Origin of the sequence: Gordonia jacobaea (assembly GCF_965344965.1) — a bacterium.
GTDB lineage: Bacteria > Actinomycetota > Actinomycetes > Mycobacteriales > Mycobacteriaceae > Gordonia > Gordonia jacobaea.
The window spans coordinates 74,420-92,281 of record NZ_CBDRLS010000001.1 but is presented as its reverse complement, the minus strand read 5'-3'; the positions used below and the strand labels follow the sequence as shown (position 1 = coordinate 92,281).

The 17,862-nt window shown below is 66.2% G+C and carries 13 protein-coding genes and 1 riboswitch; of the genes, 5 read left to right on the top strand and 8 right to left on the bottom strand.

Annotated elements, in window-relative coordinates:
• Positions 1-59 precede the first annotated feature (59 nt).
• The gene (locus tag ACRVY7_RS00400) at positions 60-1,802 is read left to right on the top strand and encodes a glycerol-3-phosphate dehydrogenase/oxidase (protein WP_431815582.1); all 1,743 of its coding nucleotides are present in this window, start codon (positions 60-62) and stop codon (positions 1,800-1,802) included.
• Between the two features lie 85 nt (positions 1,803-1,887).
• Entirely contained in the window at positions 1,888-2,310 is a 423-nt protein-coding gene (locus ACRVY7_RS00395) for a pyridoxamine 5'-phosphate oxidase family protein (RefSeq protein WP_064868734.1), read from the top strand.
• A gap of 47 nt (positions 2,311-2,357) precedes the next feature.
• On the opposite strand, the gene ACRVY7_RS00390 is transcribed toward ACRVY7_RS00395, so the two are convergent.
• Complete coding sequence (locus ACRVY7_RS00390; protein ID WP_431815581.1) at positions 2,358-3,170, bottom strand: DNA-formamidopyrimidine glycosylase family protein; 813 nt, start codon at positions 3,168-3,170, stop codon at positions 2,358-2,360.
• On the bottom strand, positions 3,163-7,830 hold the full coding sequence (locus ACRVY7_RS00385) for an ATP-dependent helicase (RefSeq protein WP_431815580.1): 4,668 nt from the start codon (positions 7,828-7,830) through the stop codon (positions 3,163-3,165). The genes ACRVY7_RS00390 and ACRVY7_RS00385 overlap by 8 nt, the downstream gene beginning before the upstream one ends.
• A 53-nt stretch (positions 7,831-7,883) precedes the next feature.
• A riboswitch (cobalamin riboswitch) is annotated at positions 7,884-8,038 on the top strand.
• 22 nt (positions 8,039-8,060) lie between these two features.
• Between ACRVY7_RS00385 and ACRVY7_RS00380 the strand changes: the two genes are divergently transcribed.
• Both ACRVY7_RS00380 and ACRVY7_RS00375 read left to right on the top strand, forming a co-directional pair.
• Positions 8,061-8,288 (top strand): CbtB domain-containing protein, encoded by a 228-nt coding sequence (locus ACRVY7_RS00380; RefSeq protein WP_431815579.1) that lies wholly within the window; start codon positions 8,061-8,063, stop codon positions 8,286-8,288.
• A 24-nt stretch (positions 8,289-8,312) separates the two neighbouring features.
• The gene (locus tag ACRVY7_RS00375) at positions 8,313-9,128 is read left to right on the top strand and encodes a CbtA family protein (RefSeq protein ID WP_431815578.1); all 816 of its coding nucleotides are present in this window, start codon (positions 8,313-8,315) and stop codon (positions 9,126-9,128) included.
• 87 nt (positions 9,129-9,215) lie between these two features.
• Here ACRVY7_RS00375 and ACRVY7_RS00370 read toward each other — a convergent pair whose 3' ends face one another.
• The gene (locus ACRVY7_RS00370; RefSeq protein ID WP_431815577.1) at positions 9,216-9,890 is read right to left on the bottom strand and encodes a (2Fe-2S)-binding protein; all 675 of its coding nucleotides are present in this window, start codon (positions 9,888-9,890) and stop codon (positions 9,216-9,218) included.
• Between the two features lie 130 nt (positions 9,891-10,020).
• On the opposite strand from ACRVY7_RS00370, the gene ACRVY7_RS00365 reads away from it, so the two are divergent.
• Entirely contained in the window at positions 10,021-11,244 is a 1,224-nt protein-coding gene (locus tag ACRVY7_RS00365) for an acyl-CoA dehydrogenase family protein (protein ID WP_431815576.1), read from the top strand.
• A 45-nt stretch (positions 11,245-11,289) separates the two neighbouring features.
• On the opposite strand, the gene madC is transcribed toward ACRVY7_RS00365, so the two are convergent.
• The 5 genes from madC to ACRVY7_RS00340 all read right to left on the bottom strand — a co-directional run bounded on the left by madC (position 11,290) and on the right by ACRVY7_RS00340 (position 17,813).
• Entirely contained in the window at positions 11,290-12,822 is a 1,533-nt protein-coding gene (gene madC / locus ACRVY7_RS00360) for a MadC family VWA domain-containing protein (protein ID WP_431815575.1), read from the bottom strand.
• Between the two features lie 13 nt (positions 12,823-12,835).
• Positions 12,836-13,933, bottom strand: a complete 1,098-nt coding sequence (locus ACRVY7_RS00355) for a MadB family AAA-type ATPase (RefSeq protein WP_431815574.1) — start codon at positions 13,931-13,933, stop codon at positions 12,836-12,838.
• A 143-nt stretch (positions 13,934-14,076) separates the two neighbouring features.
• Entirely contained in the window at positions 14,077-15,348 is a 1,272-nt protein-coding gene (gene mdo, locus ACRVY7_RS00350) for an NDMA-dependent methanol dehydrogenase (RefSeq protein ID WP_431815573.1), read from the bottom strand.
• A 154-nt stretch (positions 15,349-15,502) separates the two neighbouring features.
• Complete coding sequence (locus ACRVY7_RS00345; protein ID WP_197494465.1) at positions 15,503-16,213, bottom strand: MgtC/SapB family protein; 711 nt, start codon at positions 16,211-16,213, stop codon at positions 15,503-15,505.
• A gap of 322 nt (positions 16,214-16,535) precedes the next feature.
• Positions 16,536-17,813: an Nramp family divalent metal transporter gene (locus tag ACRVY7_RS00340; RefSeq protein WP_431815572.1), complete on the bottom strand. Its 1,278-nt coding sequence runs from the start codon at positions 17,811-17,813 to the stop codon at positions 16,536-16,538.
• Positions 17,814-17,862: the final 49 nt, after the last annotated feature.

Genomic DNA, 17,862 nt, shown 5'->3' with positions numbered 1-17,862 from the left:
GTGCCCACGCGCCGGATCAATGACGGGTGAACCCTCGGGGTGTCGATTAGTCTCGGCTCATGGAGACGGAGTTCAATCCGGACCGACCTGCCGACCTCGGGCCGCTCTACCGCGAGCAGGCGTGGCGTCGGTTGGGTACCGAACAGTTCGACATCGTCGTCATCGGCGGTGGTGTCGTCGGAGTCGGAGCCGCTCTCGACGCCGCGACGCGGGGACTGCGGGTCGCGCTCGTCGAAGCGCGTGACATTGCCTCGGGTACGTCGAGCCGGTCGTCGAAGATGTTTCACGGCGGACTGCGCTACCTCGAACAACTCGAGTTCGGATTGGTGCGCGAGGCGCTCCACGAGCGTGAACTCTCACTCAGCCTCTTGGCCCCACACCTGGTCAAGCCGTTGCCGTTCCTCTACCCGCTCACGCATCGCGTCTGGGAACGCCCGTACGTCGCCGCGGGAATCTTCCTCTACGACACGATGGGCGGCGCCAAATCGGTACCGGGCCAAAAGCACGTCACCCGGTCGGGCGCGCTCCGCGTGGCTCCCGCGTTGAAGCGCGATTCGTTGATCGGCGGCATCCGCTACTACGACACCGTCGTCGACGACGCCCGGCACAGTCTCACCGTCGCGCGCACGGCCGCCAACTACGGTGCGGTGATCCGCACCTCGACTCAGGTGGTCGGATTTCTGCGCGACGCCGACCGCATCATGGGCGTGCGCGTCCGCGATACCGAGAACGGTGAGACAGCAGAGGTCAAGGCGCACTGCGTGATCAACGCGGCAGGCGTGTGGACCGACGAGGTGCGCGCACTGTCCAAGCAACGTGGGCGGTTCAAGGTCCGGGCGTCCAAGGGCGTACACATCGTGGTGCCGCGCGATCGGATCGTGAGCGAGACGGCGATCATCCTGCGCACCGCGTCGTCGGTGCTGTTTGTGATCCCGTGGGAGACGCACTGGATCATCGGGACGACCGACACCGACTGGCACCTCGACCTCGCACACCCCGCTGCGACCCGCGCCGACATCGACTACCTGCTCGAACGCGTCAACGAGGTGCTGGTGACGCCACTGCGTCACGACGACATCGAAGGCGTCTACGCCGGCCTGCGTCCACTTCTCGCGGGCGAGGACGAGGCGACGTCGAAGCTCTCCCGCGAGCACGCGGTGGCCGAGGTCGCACCGGGACTCATCTCGATCGCCGGGGGCAAGTACACGACGTATCGCGTGATGGCCGCCGACGCCGTCGATGCCTGCGTCGACTTCATCCCGACACGCGTTGCACCGTCGATCACCGAACGTGTCCCGCTCATCGGTGCGGACGGCTACTTCGCGCTGATCAACCAGTGCGAGTCGCTCGGCGAGAAGTACGGGCTGCATCCCTACCGCGTCCGCCGACTGCTCAACCGGTACGGATCGCTTATCGACGACGTGCTGTTCTACGCGGCGGACGATCCGACGCTGTTGCGTCCACTCGAGGCCGCGCCGCAGTATCTGCGCGTAGAGATCGTGTACGCGGCCGTCGACGAGGCGGCGTTGCACCTCGAGGACATCCTGGCGCGCAGAACCAGGATCTCGATCGAGTACGCACATCGCGGTGTGGACTGCGCCCAGGAGGTCGCCGACCTCGTCGCGCCGGTTCTCGGCTGGAGTCCCGAGAAGGTCGCTTTCGAGGTCGAGACCTACCAGGCGCGGGTCGCCGCGGAGATCGCCTCACAACAGCAACCCGACGACGAGTCGGCCGACGCACTACGCGCCGCCGCACCGGAGTCGCGGGTGGACATCCTCGAACCCGTGCCGGTTCCGGACTGATCGCGCATTTTCCTTTCAGGACCAAATGCCCTTCGCTCGGTAACCTCGGCGGCGTGACAATGAAAATATGAGCAGAGGAGACGCCATGGTGCACAATCCCATTCACGAGCTTCCCGTCGACGAGGCATGGGCGCTGCTCGCCAGCTCCGACGTCGGAAGGATCGCGTTGAGCGTCGGGGGACAGCCCGACATCTTTCCCATCAACTACTTCGCCGGAGACGGCCGCGTGTTGATGCGAACAGCGGAGGGCACCAAGCTCGCCGAACTCGCCGTCAACGGCAAGGTGGCCTTCGAGGCCGATGCCTACAACGACGACGGTGGGTGGAGTGTCGTGGTCAAGGGGTCGGCGCGGATCCTGAGCACCGGTGCCGAGATCGCCAAGGCCGACGAGGCCCCGCTGCGGCCATTGATCCCGACGCTGAAGTACAACTACATCGAGATCGTCCCGGACGAGGTCAGCGCCCGCCGCTTCGAGTTCGGCCCGGAGCCGGAGCGGTATCCGGTCTGAGCGTCGTCGCCACGTCGGCTCGGACGTCGTAGTCGTCTGTCCGACGCTCAGGTCTGGCAGCGAGGGCAGTAATACACGACCCGATCCTCCCTGGTCGAGTCCGGCCGATCACGCCAGAACTCGCGGGCGATGAGCGTTCCGCATCGTCGGCACGGCTGGCCGATTCGTCCGTACACCCAGGTGCGTGCATTGTGTCCGGTGCGACCGGTTGTGGTGCGCGCCGTGCGAAGCCTGTTGGCCCACAACATTCTTCGACACAGGTCGACGAGCGGCGGCACGTCGACGTCGGCGACGAGTCGGTCGGGTCGGATGCCCCGGAGAAAGCATGCCTCGCACCGGTACACGTTGCCGACGCCTGCCATGAGCCGTTGGTCGAGGAGCGCCTCGCCGATCTTCGCGTCCGGATGTGCCTCGATGTTGGCGACGGCACGCGCGGCGTCGAAGTCGTCGGAGAGAAGGTCGGGTCCGAGATAGTCGAGGTCGGCGGCCGCACGGGGGAGCAGCTCGAGAATCCCGAGTTCGAATCCGACGGCCTCGTAGCCGTTGGCCTGCAATACGATTCGCGCCTGGAAGGCGGGTTTGCGCCATCTGGTGCCGACGCGATGGACGTGCCACACGCCCTCCATCTTCAGATGGCTGTGGATGCTGACGCCATCGGGCGCCGACGTCGCGGTCCCCAGTGCCGGCACCACGTCGATGAGAAGGTGTTTGCCTCGGGAGCGAACCGCGGCGACGTGTCCGCCCCGCAGGTCGGTGGTGGCCAGCGACGGGATGCGAAAGTCGGTGCGCTCCAACGTGGTCTGGTCGAATGCGCGACGGAGACGGTCGGCTGCCTGGTAGACGGTATCGCCCTCAGGCATGTTGTCCGTATCGCATTCGGAGGCCACGGGGCGTGGTCGCGAAACCTGCGCCGACGAAGACCTGCTGCAGTTCGGAGCGCAACGCGGTGACGCCGTCGATCGAGTCGATGGTCAGGCGGGCGACACGTCCGGCCCGCACGACGTCGGCGAGCGCCGCCGCCATGGTCTCCAGTGCGGGGACGTCGTCGCTGAAGGTCAACACGGTCTTCCCGCCGCGCTCGACGAACGCCACGAGTTCGCCCTCCACCAGACATACGAGGGCGCCCGGTTTGCGCCCCGGTCGGTGCCCGCCTGCGCCTGGCGCCGTCTCGGGCCAGGGGAGTGCTGCCCCATAGGGATTGGCCGGGTCGGTGGCGGCGAGGACCGTCGCGGTGTTCGGAGCTCGATGACTGCCCGGTGCGCTGTCGGTCAGTGCGTGGCGGCGTAATTGGTCGACGGTGGAGGTGCCCGCGAACTGTGCGCCGCCGAGGCCATCGACGTAGTAGCCCCGCCGCACCTGGCCGCTGTCTTCGAAGATGTTGAGTGCCTTGTAGATTCGTGCGAAACCTCCGACGACGTCCTCCGCCGTCACGCTGCCCTTGGTGACAACCCCGTAGCGGGCGAGAAGCTGGTCGCACAGGGCTTGCGTCGCGACGGTTGTCTCGAGCAGCGCACCCGGGGTTGCGAACCAACGACCGGTTGCCGTTGAGGGCGTCGTGGCGCCGCCTGTCTGCGAGAGGAGATGCCGCGTGCTCAGCCGTCCGGGCCGCAGGCGCGGAGCCTGGCCGCGCGATCGGTGCGACGGCATGGACCGACTCGACGACGAGGTGCGACGAGGAGTCTGCAACGCACGGACCGGTGCAAACGTGTCGTTGCTGACGTGGCCGGCCCAGACGAGGTCCCACAGGGCGTCCTCGACCTGCTGGCGCGTCGTGGTGGCGCCCGGCGATGATGCGCTCTGAGTCGACGCGTCGTCGAGTAGTTGGGCAAAACGCAGTCCGCCGCCGGTGCCGAAGGTCTCGAGGAGGCGGGTGTGGATGTCGGTGGTGTCGATGTCGACCTCGGTCGGTACGAACAGCGGCGCGAGGTCGGCGGGGAAGAAGCTGATCCAGCCGTCGGTCGAGCCGATCCGGCCGTGCCCCGCCCACATGAAGTCGCCGCTGGAGAGGAGCTCATCGAGCATGGCGGGCCGATAGTCGCTGATCCTGCTCGGCAAGATCAGCGACTCCCACGCCGACGCCGGAAGCTGATGGCCCGCCAGTTGGTCGAGCACTGCCGCGAGTCCGTCGACGCCGGTGAGTCTTTCGTCGTCGGCGACGTGCTGCCAGGCTCCGAGGAATCGGGTGAAGGTCGGTCCGTCGACAGGCGCGACCTCGGCGCGGCTTGCCGCGAGCGAGCCACGTCGGATCTGCCCGAGGACGTCGCTGTGACACCACTGCGTGGTCCATGCGGGGCTGCCGTCGGGATTGTCGTCGGTGGCGGGTAGGAAGTCGCCTTCGACGACCTTGCGTTCGGCTGCCAGCCGAATCAGCGTGTCGCGCACCACCGCCGGTGCCATTCCGATCGACTCGGCGGCCTCGTCGACGGTGAATGGGCCGTGCGTGCGTGCGTACCGATGGACCAGATCGCCGACGGGATCGGGGACCGATTCGGTGAACGCTGCCGGAACGCCCAGTGGCGCAGGAACTCCCAAAGCGTCGCGCAGGCGTGCGGTGTCTTCGACCGCCGCCCACAGCGGCACGCCGCGGATGCTCACCGAGATGATCGCGCCGCGTCGATGCAACTCGGTCAGCACGTCGAGCGCCGCGGGGCTGTCGTCGTCGCGTCGATACCGCAAGGCCACCTCTTCGGTGGTCAGAGGACCGAGCCACCGCAGTAGGTCGGCGATATCCTCGGCGTCGCGTGCCTTGCGGTGCTCATCGAGGCGTTGCAGTCGTGCGACCACGGCGGCGATGACGGCGGGATCGAGCAGTTCGCGCAGATCGACGCGCCCGAGTAGTTGCGCGAGGAGCGCGGTGTCGAGCGAGAGTGCTGCCGCACGACGCTCGGCAAGCGGGGCGTCGTCGTTGTACATGAACGCTCCGACGTAGCCGAACAGCAGCGATGCCGCGAACGGCGACGGTTCGGGCGTCTCGACCTCGATCAGCCGGATACGTCGTGAGCGGATGCGGGTGAGGAGGTCGGTGAGCGACGGAAGGTCGTACACGTCCTGCAGGCATTCACGAACCGTCTCGAGGATGATCGGGAAGTCGGGGAATTGCGATGCGACGGAGAGCAATTGGGCGCTGCGTTGACGCTGCTGCCACAGCGGGGCCCGCCGGCCGGGGTCGCGGCGGGGGAGTAGCAGTGCTCTGGCCGCGCACTCCCGGAAGCGGGAGGCGAACATCGCCGAGTCGGCGAGTGCGTCGGTGACCATCTGTTCGATCTCGTCGGGATCGATGACGAAGACCGCGGAGCCCGGCGGTTCGTCGTCGGTGTCGGGGAGGCGCACGATGATGCCGTCGTCGGATGCGGTGACGGCGCCGTCGAGTCCGAGGGTGGCCTGTAGGCGCGCGGAGATCGCAGATGCCCACGGCGCGTGGACGCGTAAACCATAGGGGGAGTGCAGGATCAGGCGCCAGTCGCCGAGCTCGTCACGGAACCGTTCGATGATCAAGGTGCGGTCGGTCGGTAGTTGTCCTGTCGCGGTGCGCTGCTCGGAGATGATCGACGCGAGGTTGTCGCGTGCGTATTCACTGAGTCCGAGTTCGGTTGCCTGACGGTCGAGTTCGGATTCGTCGGCGACGGAGCCGACGAATTTCCCGATGGCGGCGCCCAGTTCGGCCGGGCGGCCCTGTGCGTCGCCGATCCAGAACGGGAGGCGCCCGGGCTGACCGAACGCGGGTGAGACCAGCACGCGGTCGTGGGTGATGTCCTCGATCCGCCAACTCGTCGCGCCGAGCGCGAAGACGTCGCCGACGCGCGACTCGTAGACCATCTCTTCGTCGAGTTCGCCCACGCGGCTGGACTTTTCGCCGACCATGAACACGCCGAAGAGTCCACGGTCGGGGATGGTGCCGCCGGAGGTGACCGCCAGTCGTTGCGCACCACGGCGGCCGGTCAGTGTGCCCGCATCACGGTCCCACGTGACACGCGGACGCAGCTCGGCGAACTCGTCGGAGGGGAAGCGACCCGAGATGAGGTCGAGCGTCGCCTCGTAGATCGACCGGCTCAACTCACGGTACGGCGCGGCGCGGCGGACGACGCCGTACCACTCGTCGACGTCGAGCACATCGAGAGCGGCCGCGGCGATCGTCTGTTGCGCAAGCACATCCAGTGGATTACGCGGCACCTGCAGCTCTTCGATCGCGCCCGCCCGCATCCGCGAGACGGCGACGGTGCAGCCGATCAGATCGGTGCGATGTTTGGGATACAGAACACCCTGACTGATCTCGCCGACCTGGTGGCCCGCGCGACCGATCCGCTGCAGCCCGCTGGCCACCGACGGTGGTGTCTCGACCTGGATCACCAGATCGACGGCACCCATGTCGATGCCGAGCTCGAGTGAACTCGTCGCGACCACACAGCGAAGGCGCCCGCTCTTGAGGTCGTCTTCGATCTCGGCGCGCTGCTCCTTGGAAACAGAGCCGTGGTGCGCGCGGGCCAGGACGGTCGCGGCGCCGGTGGTGGCTCCCGACGCCATGACCATTGCCGGCGCGCCGCCGCCGACGCGGTCGTTGCGTGGCGGTTCGCGGCCGGGCTCGGTGCGTTGCTCGTGGATCTCGTTGAGCCGTGCGGTGAGGCGCTCGGCGAGCCGCCGGGAATTGGCGAACACGATGGTCGTGCGGTTGGTCTCGATGAGGTCGACGATCGACGCCTCGACGTAGGGCCAGAGCGAACCCGCCGTCGGGGAGAACGCGTCGTCGAGCTCGTCCGAGTCCGGTGCGTCGGGTGGCGGTGGGATGTTCGCCATGTCGGGTACCGGGACGTCGACGCGGAGGTCGAAGGTCTTCGACGCCTTCGGGCGCACGACGGTGCACGGGCGGGAGCCGGAAAGGAACTCGGCGACCAGCTCGGGTGGGCGCACCGTCGCCGAGAGTCCGATGCGCTGCGCCGGGGAGTCGAGGAGTTCGTCGAGGCGTTCGAGCGACAGCGCAAGGTGAGTGCCGCGTTTGGTGCCGGCGACGGCGTGCACCTCGTCGACGATCACGGTCTCAACCGTGGTGAGTGCTTCCCGTGCCGACGAGGTCAGCATCAGGTAGAGCGATTCGGGTGTCGTGATGAGGATGTCGGGTGGGGTCTTGGCGAGGAGTCGACGCTGGGCGGCGGGGGTGTCGCCCGAACGCACGCCGACGGTGATCGACGGTTCGGTGACACCGAGTTCCTGCGAGGCGCGCGTGATGCCCGCCAGCGGCGCGCGCAGGTTGCGTTCGACGTCGACCGCCAGTGCTTTCAGTGGGGAGATGTAGAGGACGCGCGTGCCCTTGGACCGATCGGGGCGGGCGGCAAGTGAATCGAGTGCCCAGAGAAACGCCGACAGGGTTTTGCCCGAGCCTGTGGGCGCGATGACCAGCGTGTTCTCGCCGTCGGCGATGGCCTTCCACGCGCCCTGCTGGGCGGGGGTCGGCGCGGGAAAAGCGCCGCTGAACCACCGACGTGTGGGGTCGGTGAAGCGGTTCAGGATGGAGGACGGGCCGGGCACACCTCCATTGTTCCGCACGGGTCTGACAGGACGGCACAACGTGCTGGTCGGGCGGCGAGAACCTGGTATAGAGTCGATCCACGCTGGTTGCCAGGAACCCGGTGAGAATCCGGGACGGTCGCGCCACTGTAAGTCCGACGGGAAGCGACCTGTCGCGACGAGTCAGGACGTGGCAACCAGGCCACCTCGCTCCACGTCAGGGACGCGCCATCCCGGAAGGAACCCTCTCAATGATTGCCACCTCATCACAGGCCGAACGTCGGCCCGCCGCGCTCGCCGTGCCGAATCTCTCGGTTGCCTCGGCGGCGCTCTGGCTCACCGCCACCGTGCTCATCGCCGCGCTGGCCTACTACTTCATCGGCTACGACCAGGGCGCCTGGTCGGTGTTCGGCAGCGACACCCACATCCACGAGTTCGTGCACGACTCCCGCCACTTCCTCGGCTTCCCCTGCCACTGATCTGACCCGGGAGACAACAGAACAATGGAGAAGAAGTTCATCGGCGCGGGCCTGCTATCAGGCCTGATCGCCGGAATTTTTGCGTATGTGTTCGCTCGTATCTTCATCGAGCCGGTGGTCGCGAAGGCCATCGATTACGAAGACGGCCGTAGCCACGCCGAGGAGATGCTGACCGGCGAGCACGGCCACGAGCACGAGGTGTTCACCAGGTCGGTGCAGGAAAACATCGGCGCAGGGGTCGGCACGATCGTCTTCGCGCTCGCGATGGGTGCCTTCTTCGCGGTCGGGTTCACTGTCTTGTGGACCTACCTCGGACGGCGATACCCCGCCACCGATCCGCGCTGGGCGGCTGCCGCACTCGGTGCGCTCGGATTCGTGGCGTTCTTCGGCGTCCCGTACTTCGCGTACCCCGCCAACCCGCCGGCAGTCGGCAACGACGAGACCATCGCCGACAGGTCGAGTGCCTACCTCACCATCACCGTGGTGTCGGTGATCGCGGTCATCGCGGCCGTCGTCTTCGCGCTGTGGCTGCGTCCGCGCATCGGCGGCCTGCTCGGTGCAATCGCGGGCGGCGTCGGCTACCTGGTTGTGGTCACCATCGCCATCGCGTTGCTGCCGAGCTTCGACGAGGTGCCGACGCCGGTCACCAACGATGCGGGCCAGATCGTGTTCCCGGGCTTCCCGGGCGACGTCATCGGCGACTTCCGCGTCTACTCGATCGCCAACCAGGTCATCTTGTGGACCGTGCTCACCACGGTGTTCGCGCTGGTCCTGGGCTGGATGTCGCGGTCGCGGTCGTCGAAGCAGGTCGACGACTCCGCGACGCAGACCGTCGCCTGACCCTCACCCCGACGTTCCACACGCGGCTCGAGTTGGCAGACGCGGCTGGTACACCAGCCGCGTTCACCAGTTCGGGCCGCGTTTGGCTTATCCAGAGGTCAGTACGCAGTCGCCACACACGGCTGTCCGGTCGCCGGAGACCTGGTAGATCAGGCAGCAGCTGCGTCGTCGAAAATTCGGTCCCGCCCGCAGCTGTCCACCCTCGACGTCGGGGTGGGCGAGAAAGAGGTCGGCGTGGCGTCGGGCCGAGTCGGCGAGTTCTGGCCGGGCGGTACCGATCATCCGTGCCGCGGAGTTGATCGCCGACGCGACGTTGCCGCCGAGGACGCGCGGCCCGACCGAGTACGACGTGTCGAAGAGTGCGGTGAGTGCGTCGACAGCACTCGGGAGTTCGCCGTCGGCGGCGGGCTCGGCGTCCACCGTCGCGACGGACAGCGGGAAGGGCCCGCCGAGATGGTCCCGCCACCAGACGTCCGCGGGGTCGAGGGACAGGCGGGTGCCGGTCACCGCTGCGGCGAGCGCCGTCGCCAGCAGCCTGGCGACGAGACCCAGGTGGGTCACCGACGCCGCGACGCGCAAGGAGACGTTCGACGCCGCGCCTGCGCCCAGTGCCGTCTGGACCCGTTCGACTCGGCCGTCGATTCGTTGTGGATTCGCCAGTGCCGCAGCCAGAGTCGACCATGGGTCGTCGACTGATGCACCGGCTGCATGGGTCTCGGACGCAAAGAAGGGCCCGAACTCGGCGAACACGTGATCGTTCACGCTCTCTGCCTATCTCATCGACCGCTCGTGCGTCCAGCGAGCCCACAACGGCCGCGGCTGGACAAGCCGGGATCGCGGCTGACACAGTGGTGGAACGTGTTCTAATTCCGGCGTTGAACGGTGGGTGGCAATGTTCGAGTGGTCCGAGGAAGACCTCATGGTTCGCGACGCGGTGCGGTCGTTCGTCGACAAGGAGATCCGCCCGCATTCCGACGAACTCGAGAGCGGTGCCATGCCGCCGTACGACATCCTGCGGAAGCTGATGACATCGTTCGGCGTCGACGCGATGGCACGCGAGGGCCTGGAGAAGGAGCTCGACGCCGAGGCCGCGGGCGAGTCGAAGCCCAAGGGTTCCGGCGGCGGCATGATGAACTCGATGGCGCTGATCCTCAACATGGAACTCGCGGCCGCGAGCCTTGGCATGGTGGTGTCGATGGGCGTCAGCGTCGGGTTGACGGTGTCGACGATCCGGTCGAAAGGCACACTCGCACAGAAGAAGCGGTGGCTGCCCGAACTGGTCACGCTCGAGAAGGTGGGCGCGTGGGCGATCACCGAACCGGACTCTGGCTCGGATGCTCTCGGCGGGATGAAGACGACGGTCCGTCGTGACGGCGACGGCTACATCCTCAACGGGCAGAAGACCTTCATCACCAACGGTCCGTACGCCGACACGATCGTGGTGTTCGCGAAGCTCGACGAGGGCGACGGCACCCCGATCCGCGAACGCAAGGTGCTGACCTTCGTGCTCGACAAGGGCATGGAGGGGCTGACCCAGGGCAAGCCGTTCAAGAAGATGGGCATCATGAGTTCGCCAACAGGTGAGCTGTTCTTCGACAACGTTCACCTCGGTCGCGACCGGTTGCTCGGAGAGACCGAGGACGCGGGGTCGGGTAGTCGAGGCGACGATGGAGTCAAGGCGGGCTTCACCGCTGAGAGGATCGGCATCGCAGCACTGTCGATGGGCATCATCAATGAGGCGCAACGACTTTCGATCGAGTATGCGAAGTCGCGGACGCTGTGGGGGCAGGAGATCGGGAAGTTCCAGCTCATCCAGCTCAAGCTCGCCGAAATGGAGATCGCACGAATCAACGTGCAGAACATGCTGTTCAACGCGCTCGAACGTGCGAAGGCGGGTAAGCCGCTCTCGCTGGCCGAGGCGTCGGCGATGAAGCTCTACTCGTCACGTGCCGCGACCGAGGTCGCGATGGAAGCGGTGCAATTGTTCGGCGGCAACGGCTACATGACCGAGTATCGCGTGGAGCAGCTTGCGCGCGACGCGAAGTCGTTGATGATCTACGCCGGCAGCAACGAGATCCAGGTGACCCACGTGGCCAAGGGCCTATTGGCGCAGTAGCGGCTTGCCAGGCCAGGGCCGACTTGCTAGGCCAGGGCGGACTTGCTAGGCCAGGGCTGAGCCGAGTTCGTCGACCTTGTCGATGAGCTCCGCTCCGTCGCGCGCACTCACGACACCAGAGCAATGGTCCGCGTAATCATCGAGCGCGCAGCCTGTTTGGTGCCAGTAGCGGGACGGCTCCGGCGTCACCCAGGCGAGGCGATGCGCGCGGCGGGACAGTTCGGCGACGAGATCGGTGCGGGGGTCGAACCCGTTGCTGCGCGCATCCCCAACCATCAGGATCGACGTGCGTCGGGTAACGAGATCGCCATGGCCGTCGAGCAGTTCGGCGAACATCCTGCCGTAGTCGCTGGTTGCCGAGAGATCGAGTCCATCGGTCGCCAGGACGGATGCGAGTGCCCCGTCGGCGGCAGCGGTACGTAGCGCGGTGGTGACCACTACCGGTCGGTCGACGAACGCGATCACGTCACAGCGGTCGCCGAACCGATGCAGCGTCTGCGCAAGGCGCAGAATGAATCCGACGACCGGTCGGACCGACAACGAGACGTCGACCACCACGAGTAGCCGCACCGGGGCTGATCGGTGATTCCTGCGCCAGAGCGCGAGGGGGACACCGTCGGTACTCGTTGCCGAACGCATGGTGCGCCGCATGTCCAGGACGCCGCGGTCGGCCCGGCGGGTCACGGCTCGGGGTGCGCCACGTATGCGCGCAATGAGCCTGTGGCACGCTTGGTCGATCTGAGGTTGATCGCTGCCGATTCGGCAGGGGGCGGTGTCGACGTCTGCGGGGTCACTCGCCAAGCGTTCCGACAGCGCGGTGATGAATGTCAGGAGGGCGCGTTCGAGTTCGGAACGCTGGTGGCTTGTGAGGTCGTCAGCGCCATCCTCGCCGTAGGTGTGCCGGGCGTCAACGGAGTCGAGCGCACGCAGGATCGCGGAGGCGTCGGCGAGCGTCAACGACGTGCCGTGGACGCGAGTCGTCGACCCGATCAACTCGCCGACGTCGGCGGCCGCGGCTGCGTCGAGCTCGACTGTGTAGGTGATTCCGCCTGCGACGGAGTTGCTTTCGGAGTCGACGGTCAGTTGCTCCGTCCCCGACGACACCGAGAAGTCGTTCTCTTCGCGGTGTGCGCTCTCGCCGTGTCGTTCGCGTGCTCCGGGATCGTCGGCCGTGAGGTCGCCGATTTCGTCGGTGTGTTCGTCGGCGCCGATTCGGCGAGCCGCACCTTCGAAGTCGTCGTCTGCTGCCACGTCGTCCGGCAGTTGCGCGGCAGTCCCACGAGGCCGTGGGAGGTTGGCGGAGTCGTCCTGTGGCGCCCCGCTGCAGAAGACCAGGTCGAAGCCGGCGTCGAACCCGGCGGCTTCGTACGCGTATTTCGCGCTGACCGCCCGTAGCGCAGAACGCAGTCGGTCGAGATCGTGCGCTCCCACGAGCGCGATGGCGCGTCGAATTTCGATGGTCTCGGCCGGTGATACGGCGACACCGTTGCGCCGTAACACATGTGCGAACAGTACGGAGACTGCGTCGAGTACGTGGTCGCGTGTGTGGCCGGTGGGATCGAGGTAGGTGCTATGCATGGTCCTGGCGAATTCAACGCCGGGCCGCGGTGCGGGCACGACCCGAGCCGAACGCTGTCGCCGTGACCGATCCGCGCGGACTCGAGCCGTCGGCGGATATCGGTGTGCCGCTACCGGATCTGTCGGAGTCCTCAGATCGTCTGTCGGAGTTCAGCATTGTTCGCGCGGTATCGAGGTCGGTGCCGAACTTCACCAGCAGCGACAGCAGCGCGTGGTCCACGGCGGGGCTGTCGTGGTCGCGAGCTGATGCATGTCGGCTCGCGCTCAGATACGAGGCGGCCCTTGCGGCGTCGATGACTTCGGCGATCGACGGACTCTTGCGCAGCGGCAGCTCGCGCAGTCGGCGTGCGAGATCGACGACATCGGCGATGACGCCCGACTCGACCTCGGGCGCTCGAACGGAAACGATTCGACGCTCCCGATCGGTGTCGGGGTAGTCGACCTGGAAGTGAAGGCAGCGACGTTTGAGTGCGGGGGATAGTTCTCGAGTGTCGTTGGACGTCAGGATCACCCAGGGCGCCGAACGCGCAGTGAATGTGCCGAGTTCTGGCACGGTCACCTGACGTTCGGCCAACACCTCGAGCATGACCGCCTCCATGGCCTCGTCGGCGCGATCGATCTCGTCGACGAGCAGTACAGCCGGGGTTGACGTTGTGATCGCCGCGAGGAGTGGACGCGCCACGAGAAAGCTCTCGGTGTAGACGCCGACGTCCGCGCGGGCCAGCGCCGCGGATGCCTCCGCCAGCGTCGGCGCTTCGGCGAGTTCGGATCCGATTCTGTCCCTGAGCATCTGGACGTGCAGCAATTGCCTGGCATAGTCCCACTCATAGAGCGCCCTGGATTCGTCGAGCCCCTCGTAGCATTGCAGGCGAATGAGTTCGCGACCTGCGGCCGCGGCGAGCGACTTGGCCAGTTCTGTCTTTCCGACACCTGCCGGTCCCTCCAAGAGCAGAGGCCGGTCGAGCAGTGTCGCGAGGTGTACGACCACCGCAAGGTCGTCGTCGACCAAATAGCCTTGGCCGTCGAGGCCTTCGATCAGATCGTCGACGGTGTCGAAACTCGTTGATTCTGTGGATAACTGGGCTGCGGTCAGGTCAGAGGCTTGCGACATGGTTCCTCGCGGCAATCGTCGTGATGAGTGGGAAGCGGGAACGGATCGGCCCGGGTGAAGGGTCAGGTCGTGACCTCACCCGGGTCGATCCGTGACTCGGGAGGTGCTCAGTCTCCCGAGGGTCTCGATTGGCGCTACGCCTATCAGTAGCTTCCGGTCATCGCATGTGTGACCATCGGAATGAGCGAATCGACGCTGCATTCACGTGGGTTGGCAGGCGTGCACCAGTCGTCCATCATGTGCTCGGCGATCGCGCGGACCTGCTTGTCCGAGGTGTCCATCGTCTCGCCGCGACCCTCGTACTTGCCGGTGTTCATTCGATTCTTCTCGTAGCTGTCCACACTGATCTGGCCGAAGTTGTCGGGAATGCCGAGGTCCTTGGACAGTCGAATCGCTTCCTCGACCGCGGCGTCGGCGGCCTGAACGGTCGTCATCTTGGAGGTGTCGACACCCAGGAGCGCCGCGATGTCGGCGTAGCGCTCGTAGCGGCTGGGCAGGTTGTACTCCCACACTCGAGGCAGTGCGATCGCGTTGTTGAGGCCGTGGTGGCTGTCGTAGAACGCGCTGACCGCGTGTGAGAGCGAGTGGATGAGACCGAGGCCACCAGAGTTGAATGCCTGTGCGGCAATGTATTGGGCGTGCATCATTCCGGTGCGGGCCTCGAGATTACGAGGCTCGTACACGGCGGTGCGCAGGTGATCGCGGATGAGTTCGATGGAGTACTTCGCGTTGCCCAGTGACGGTGCGAAGTCGAGCCGTGAGACGTAGGGCTCCGAAGCGTGGGCAAGGACGTCGAAGCCGCAGAACGCCGTGAAGTGTTCGGGGCAGCTGTAGTACAGCAGCGGATCGTCCATCGCGAGGTCGACGAGACAGGTGTCGTCGAAAGCGACCCACTTGTGCGGCTTGTTCATGTCCGAGGTGTCGGTGATGACGTACGCCCACGAGGTCTCCGACCCGGTGCCCGCCGTGGTCGACACCGCGATGTGCTTCGGGTTCTCCTTGTTGGTGGCCTTGGAGAAGCCCTCGAACTCGTTGATGTTGCGACCATCATGCGCGATCACCATGCGGGCGCCCTTCGCGGCGTCGTGGCTCGATCCGCCGCCGACGGAGATGATGCCGTCGCATTTCTCCGACTGGTAGAGGGCAGCCGCGTCCATGCAGTTGTAGTCCTTGGGATTGGACTCGACCTTGTCGTACAGCACTACGTCGACACCCTGGTATTCGATCTTGCCGACGAGTTCTTCGATGATGCCCGAACCGCGCAAACCCGTGGTCATGAGCAGCACACGCGTCATCCCCAGGTTCTTGGCCTCGACCCCGAGCATGTCATGGGCGCCGACGCCGAGTTTGCCGTTGGGGAACGGGTGGAAGTCCTTGATCGGGAAGTCCCAGATCTGATTGAGCTCGATGGCCATGTGGCGATCTCCTTGTGACGTAACCGGTGATTCACGATCCACTCTGTGCGCCACATCACGTCTAAACAAGTCCACCTGCTCAGATGAAAAGGTGATCAGACCAGAAGAGCAGCGACGATCCTGGCCAATCGGACAGGGAGTCCAGGCGTCCTCGTCAGTCGGCGCTCGGCTCGGCGGTCGCCGACCACCGCACGGATGTCACCGGTTCGGCGCGCACGACTGTTGCGAGGGCATCTTCGATGTCGCGGTCATTGCGCTCGGCGCTGAACACGTGCGCGGTGATCGTCACGATGCCGTTTTCGTCGTCGGTCGCGGCGATGGAGCGTACGGTCAGCTCCGGGCGGTGGACGGCGTCGAACACCATTGCGCGCACAGTGGTTTCGGCTGACTGTGGACAGGTGACCTCGAAAATGTAATTCGCGGAGGGTGATTCACGGCCGGTGTCGCCGGGGTGGCGGTCGATGAGCCTGCCGAGCGGTCGGAGCAGTGTATTCGCGAGCATCACGGTTGCGGTTCCCGCGATCGCGACGAGGAGCAGTCCGCCGCCGGCGAGAGCGCCGACAGCGGCCGACGCCCACAGTGTTGCCGCGGTGTTGAGACCGGAGATCGACGCGCCCTGCTTCATGATCACGCCTGCACCGAGAAAGCCGATACCGGAAACGATCTGGGCAGCAACGCGAGTGGGATCGGCGTCTGGACCATGAAAGCTGAATGCTCCCATCACGACGAACAGCGCCGCGCCGAGTGCGACGAGTGCATTGGTGCGCAGACCCGCTGTGCGAGAACGCCATTGGCGCTCGAAGCCGATTGCGGCTCCGCACAGGAGTGCTACGGAGATGCGGGCAAAGATGTCGAGTGCGGTGATGGACACGGGGACCGCCTTGGGGTCAGGGTTCCCCAACCCGCACGCGGCCGCGGTGCCGCAGGCGATACGCGCGGCGTCGGCTCACCTATGACGAGCGAGGGGAGGACACGATTCGAACGATGGTCTGTCAGAAGAACTGTCACCAGATGGCATTCGGATCTCACCTCCCTGCAAGCGCATTCGCGCCCGGTCGGTCGAGCGCCATATCAGTGATAGCCGTGCTGGCCGGTGATGTCAAAGTGAAGGAAGGCATGTGGGGCCGAGATGTCGGAATAGCGAAGTCCCAAGTGGCGCAGATGACAACACGCGAAGCTGCTGATGCTCACGCGCCGATGATCAGCAGCACGATGAGGGCAAGATTCAGCACGACGATGAGCACCGACGAGACCGCGGCCCCGATGCGCAGCGGCCACCCGTCGGCGTACTCGCCCATGAGTCCTCGGTCGGCGGTGAGTCGGCCGAGCGGGATGATCGCGAAGGGGATTCCGAAGCTCAGTACCACCTGGCTGATCACCAGCGCCCAGGTCGGGTCCACGCCGACAGCGAGCACGATGAGCGCGGGAATCAGGGTGATCAGTCTGCGCAGGACGAGAGGCACCCGAACGTGCAGCAGGCCATCCATGATCGCCGAGCCCGCCGACGAACCGACAGAGGTTGCGGCGAGCCCGCTGGCCAGTAGGCCGATCGCGAAGATGGTCGCCACCGAGGGGCCGAGCGAGTCGCGGACGGCGTCGTAGGCTCCCTCGATGGTGTCGGTGCCCTCCTTGCCGCGGAGATTGGTGGCGGCGAGCAACAGCAGTGCGATGTTCACCGCACCGGCCACGATCAGGGCGATCACGACGTCCCAGCGCGTGACCCTGATCAGGCGTCGCTTCCGCGACCGCGTCGTGCTGATGCCGTGTCGGTCGACGACCAGCGAGGAGTGGACGTAGATCGCGTGCGGCATCACGGTCGCGCCGAGCATGGACGCGGCGAGCAGCACCGTCTCGGGTCCCTGCAGTCGGGGCACGAGCCCACCGAGAACCTCTCCCGCAGGAGGCGGTTCCACGACGAGACCGGCGAGGAATCCCACGACGATGATCACGAGCATGCCGAGAATGACCCGTTCGAAGACGTGTTGTTGGCGCGGATTCTGCAGGAGCAGCATCAGGAGTGACACCACGCCGACGATCACGCCGCCAAGAACGAGTGGCAGCCCGAACAGCAGGTTCAGCGCGATGGCCCCGCCGAGCACCTCCGCGAGGTCCGTGGCCACTGCGACAGCTTCGGCCTGCACCCAGAACGCGAGACGAGAACGACGACCCATCCGCGCGCCGATCAGAGCGGGCAGTCCCTTGCCGGTGACGATTCCGAGCTTCGCCGACTGGTACTGGATCAGCATGGCGATGACGTTGGCCAGCACCAGCACCCAGACCAGCAGGAACCCGTACCGGGAACCTGCGGTGATGTTGGCAGCGACGTTGCCGGGGTCGACGTAGGCGATGGCAGCGACGAACGCGGGGCCGAGCAGTGCGACGTTCCGCAGTAGTGCACGTGGCCGACGTATGCGACGGCGGACCGCGGTCGGGTCCGGCTGCTCGCGCTCTTCGACCGTGCTCACCTGACCAATCTCGCACAGCTCGACGTCGAGTTCAACACGGGCGAATCAA

What these genes read in the sequence shown, in the direction of transcription:
- ACRVY7_RS00400 (WP_431815582.1), top strand. Translation starts at nt 60, where the DNA reads ATGGAGACGGAGTTCAATCCGGACCGACCTGCCGACCTCGGGCCGCTC.
- ACRVY7_RS00395 (WP_064868734.1), top strand. Translation starts at nt 1,888, where the DNA reads ATGGTGCACAATCCCATTCACGAGCTTCCCGTCGACGAGGCATGGGCG.
- ACRVY7_RS00390 (WP_431815581.1), bottom strand. Translation starts at nt 3,170, where the DNA reads ATGCCTGAGGGCGATACCGTCTACCAGGCAGCCGACCGTCTCCGTCGC.
- ACRVY7_RS00380 (WP_431815579.1), top strand. Translation starts at nt 8,061, where the DNA reads ATGATTGCCACCTCATCACAGGCCGAACGTCGGCCCGCCGCGCTCGCC.
- ACRVY7_RS00375 (WP_431815578.1), top strand. Translation starts at nt 8,313, where the DNA reads ATGGAGAAGAAGTTCATCGGCGCGGGCCTGCTATCAGGCCTGATCGCC.
- ACRVY7_RS00365 (WP_431815576.1), top strand. Translation starts at nt 10,021, where the DNA reads ATGTTCGAGTGGTCCGAGGAAGACCTCATGGTTCGCGACGCGGTGCGG.
- madC (WP_431815575.1), bottom strand. Translation starts at nt 12,822, where the DNA reads ATGCATAGCACCTACCTCGATCCCACCGGCCACACACGCGACCACGTA.
- ACRVY7_RS00355 (WP_431815574.1), bottom strand. Translation starts at nt 13,933, where the DNA reads ATGTCGCAAGCCTCTGACCTGACCGCAGCCCAGTTATCCACAGAATCA.
- mdo (WP_431815573.1), bottom strand. Translation starts at nt 15,348, where the DNA reads ATGGCCATCGAGCTCAATCAGATCTGGGACTTCCCGATCAAGGACTTC.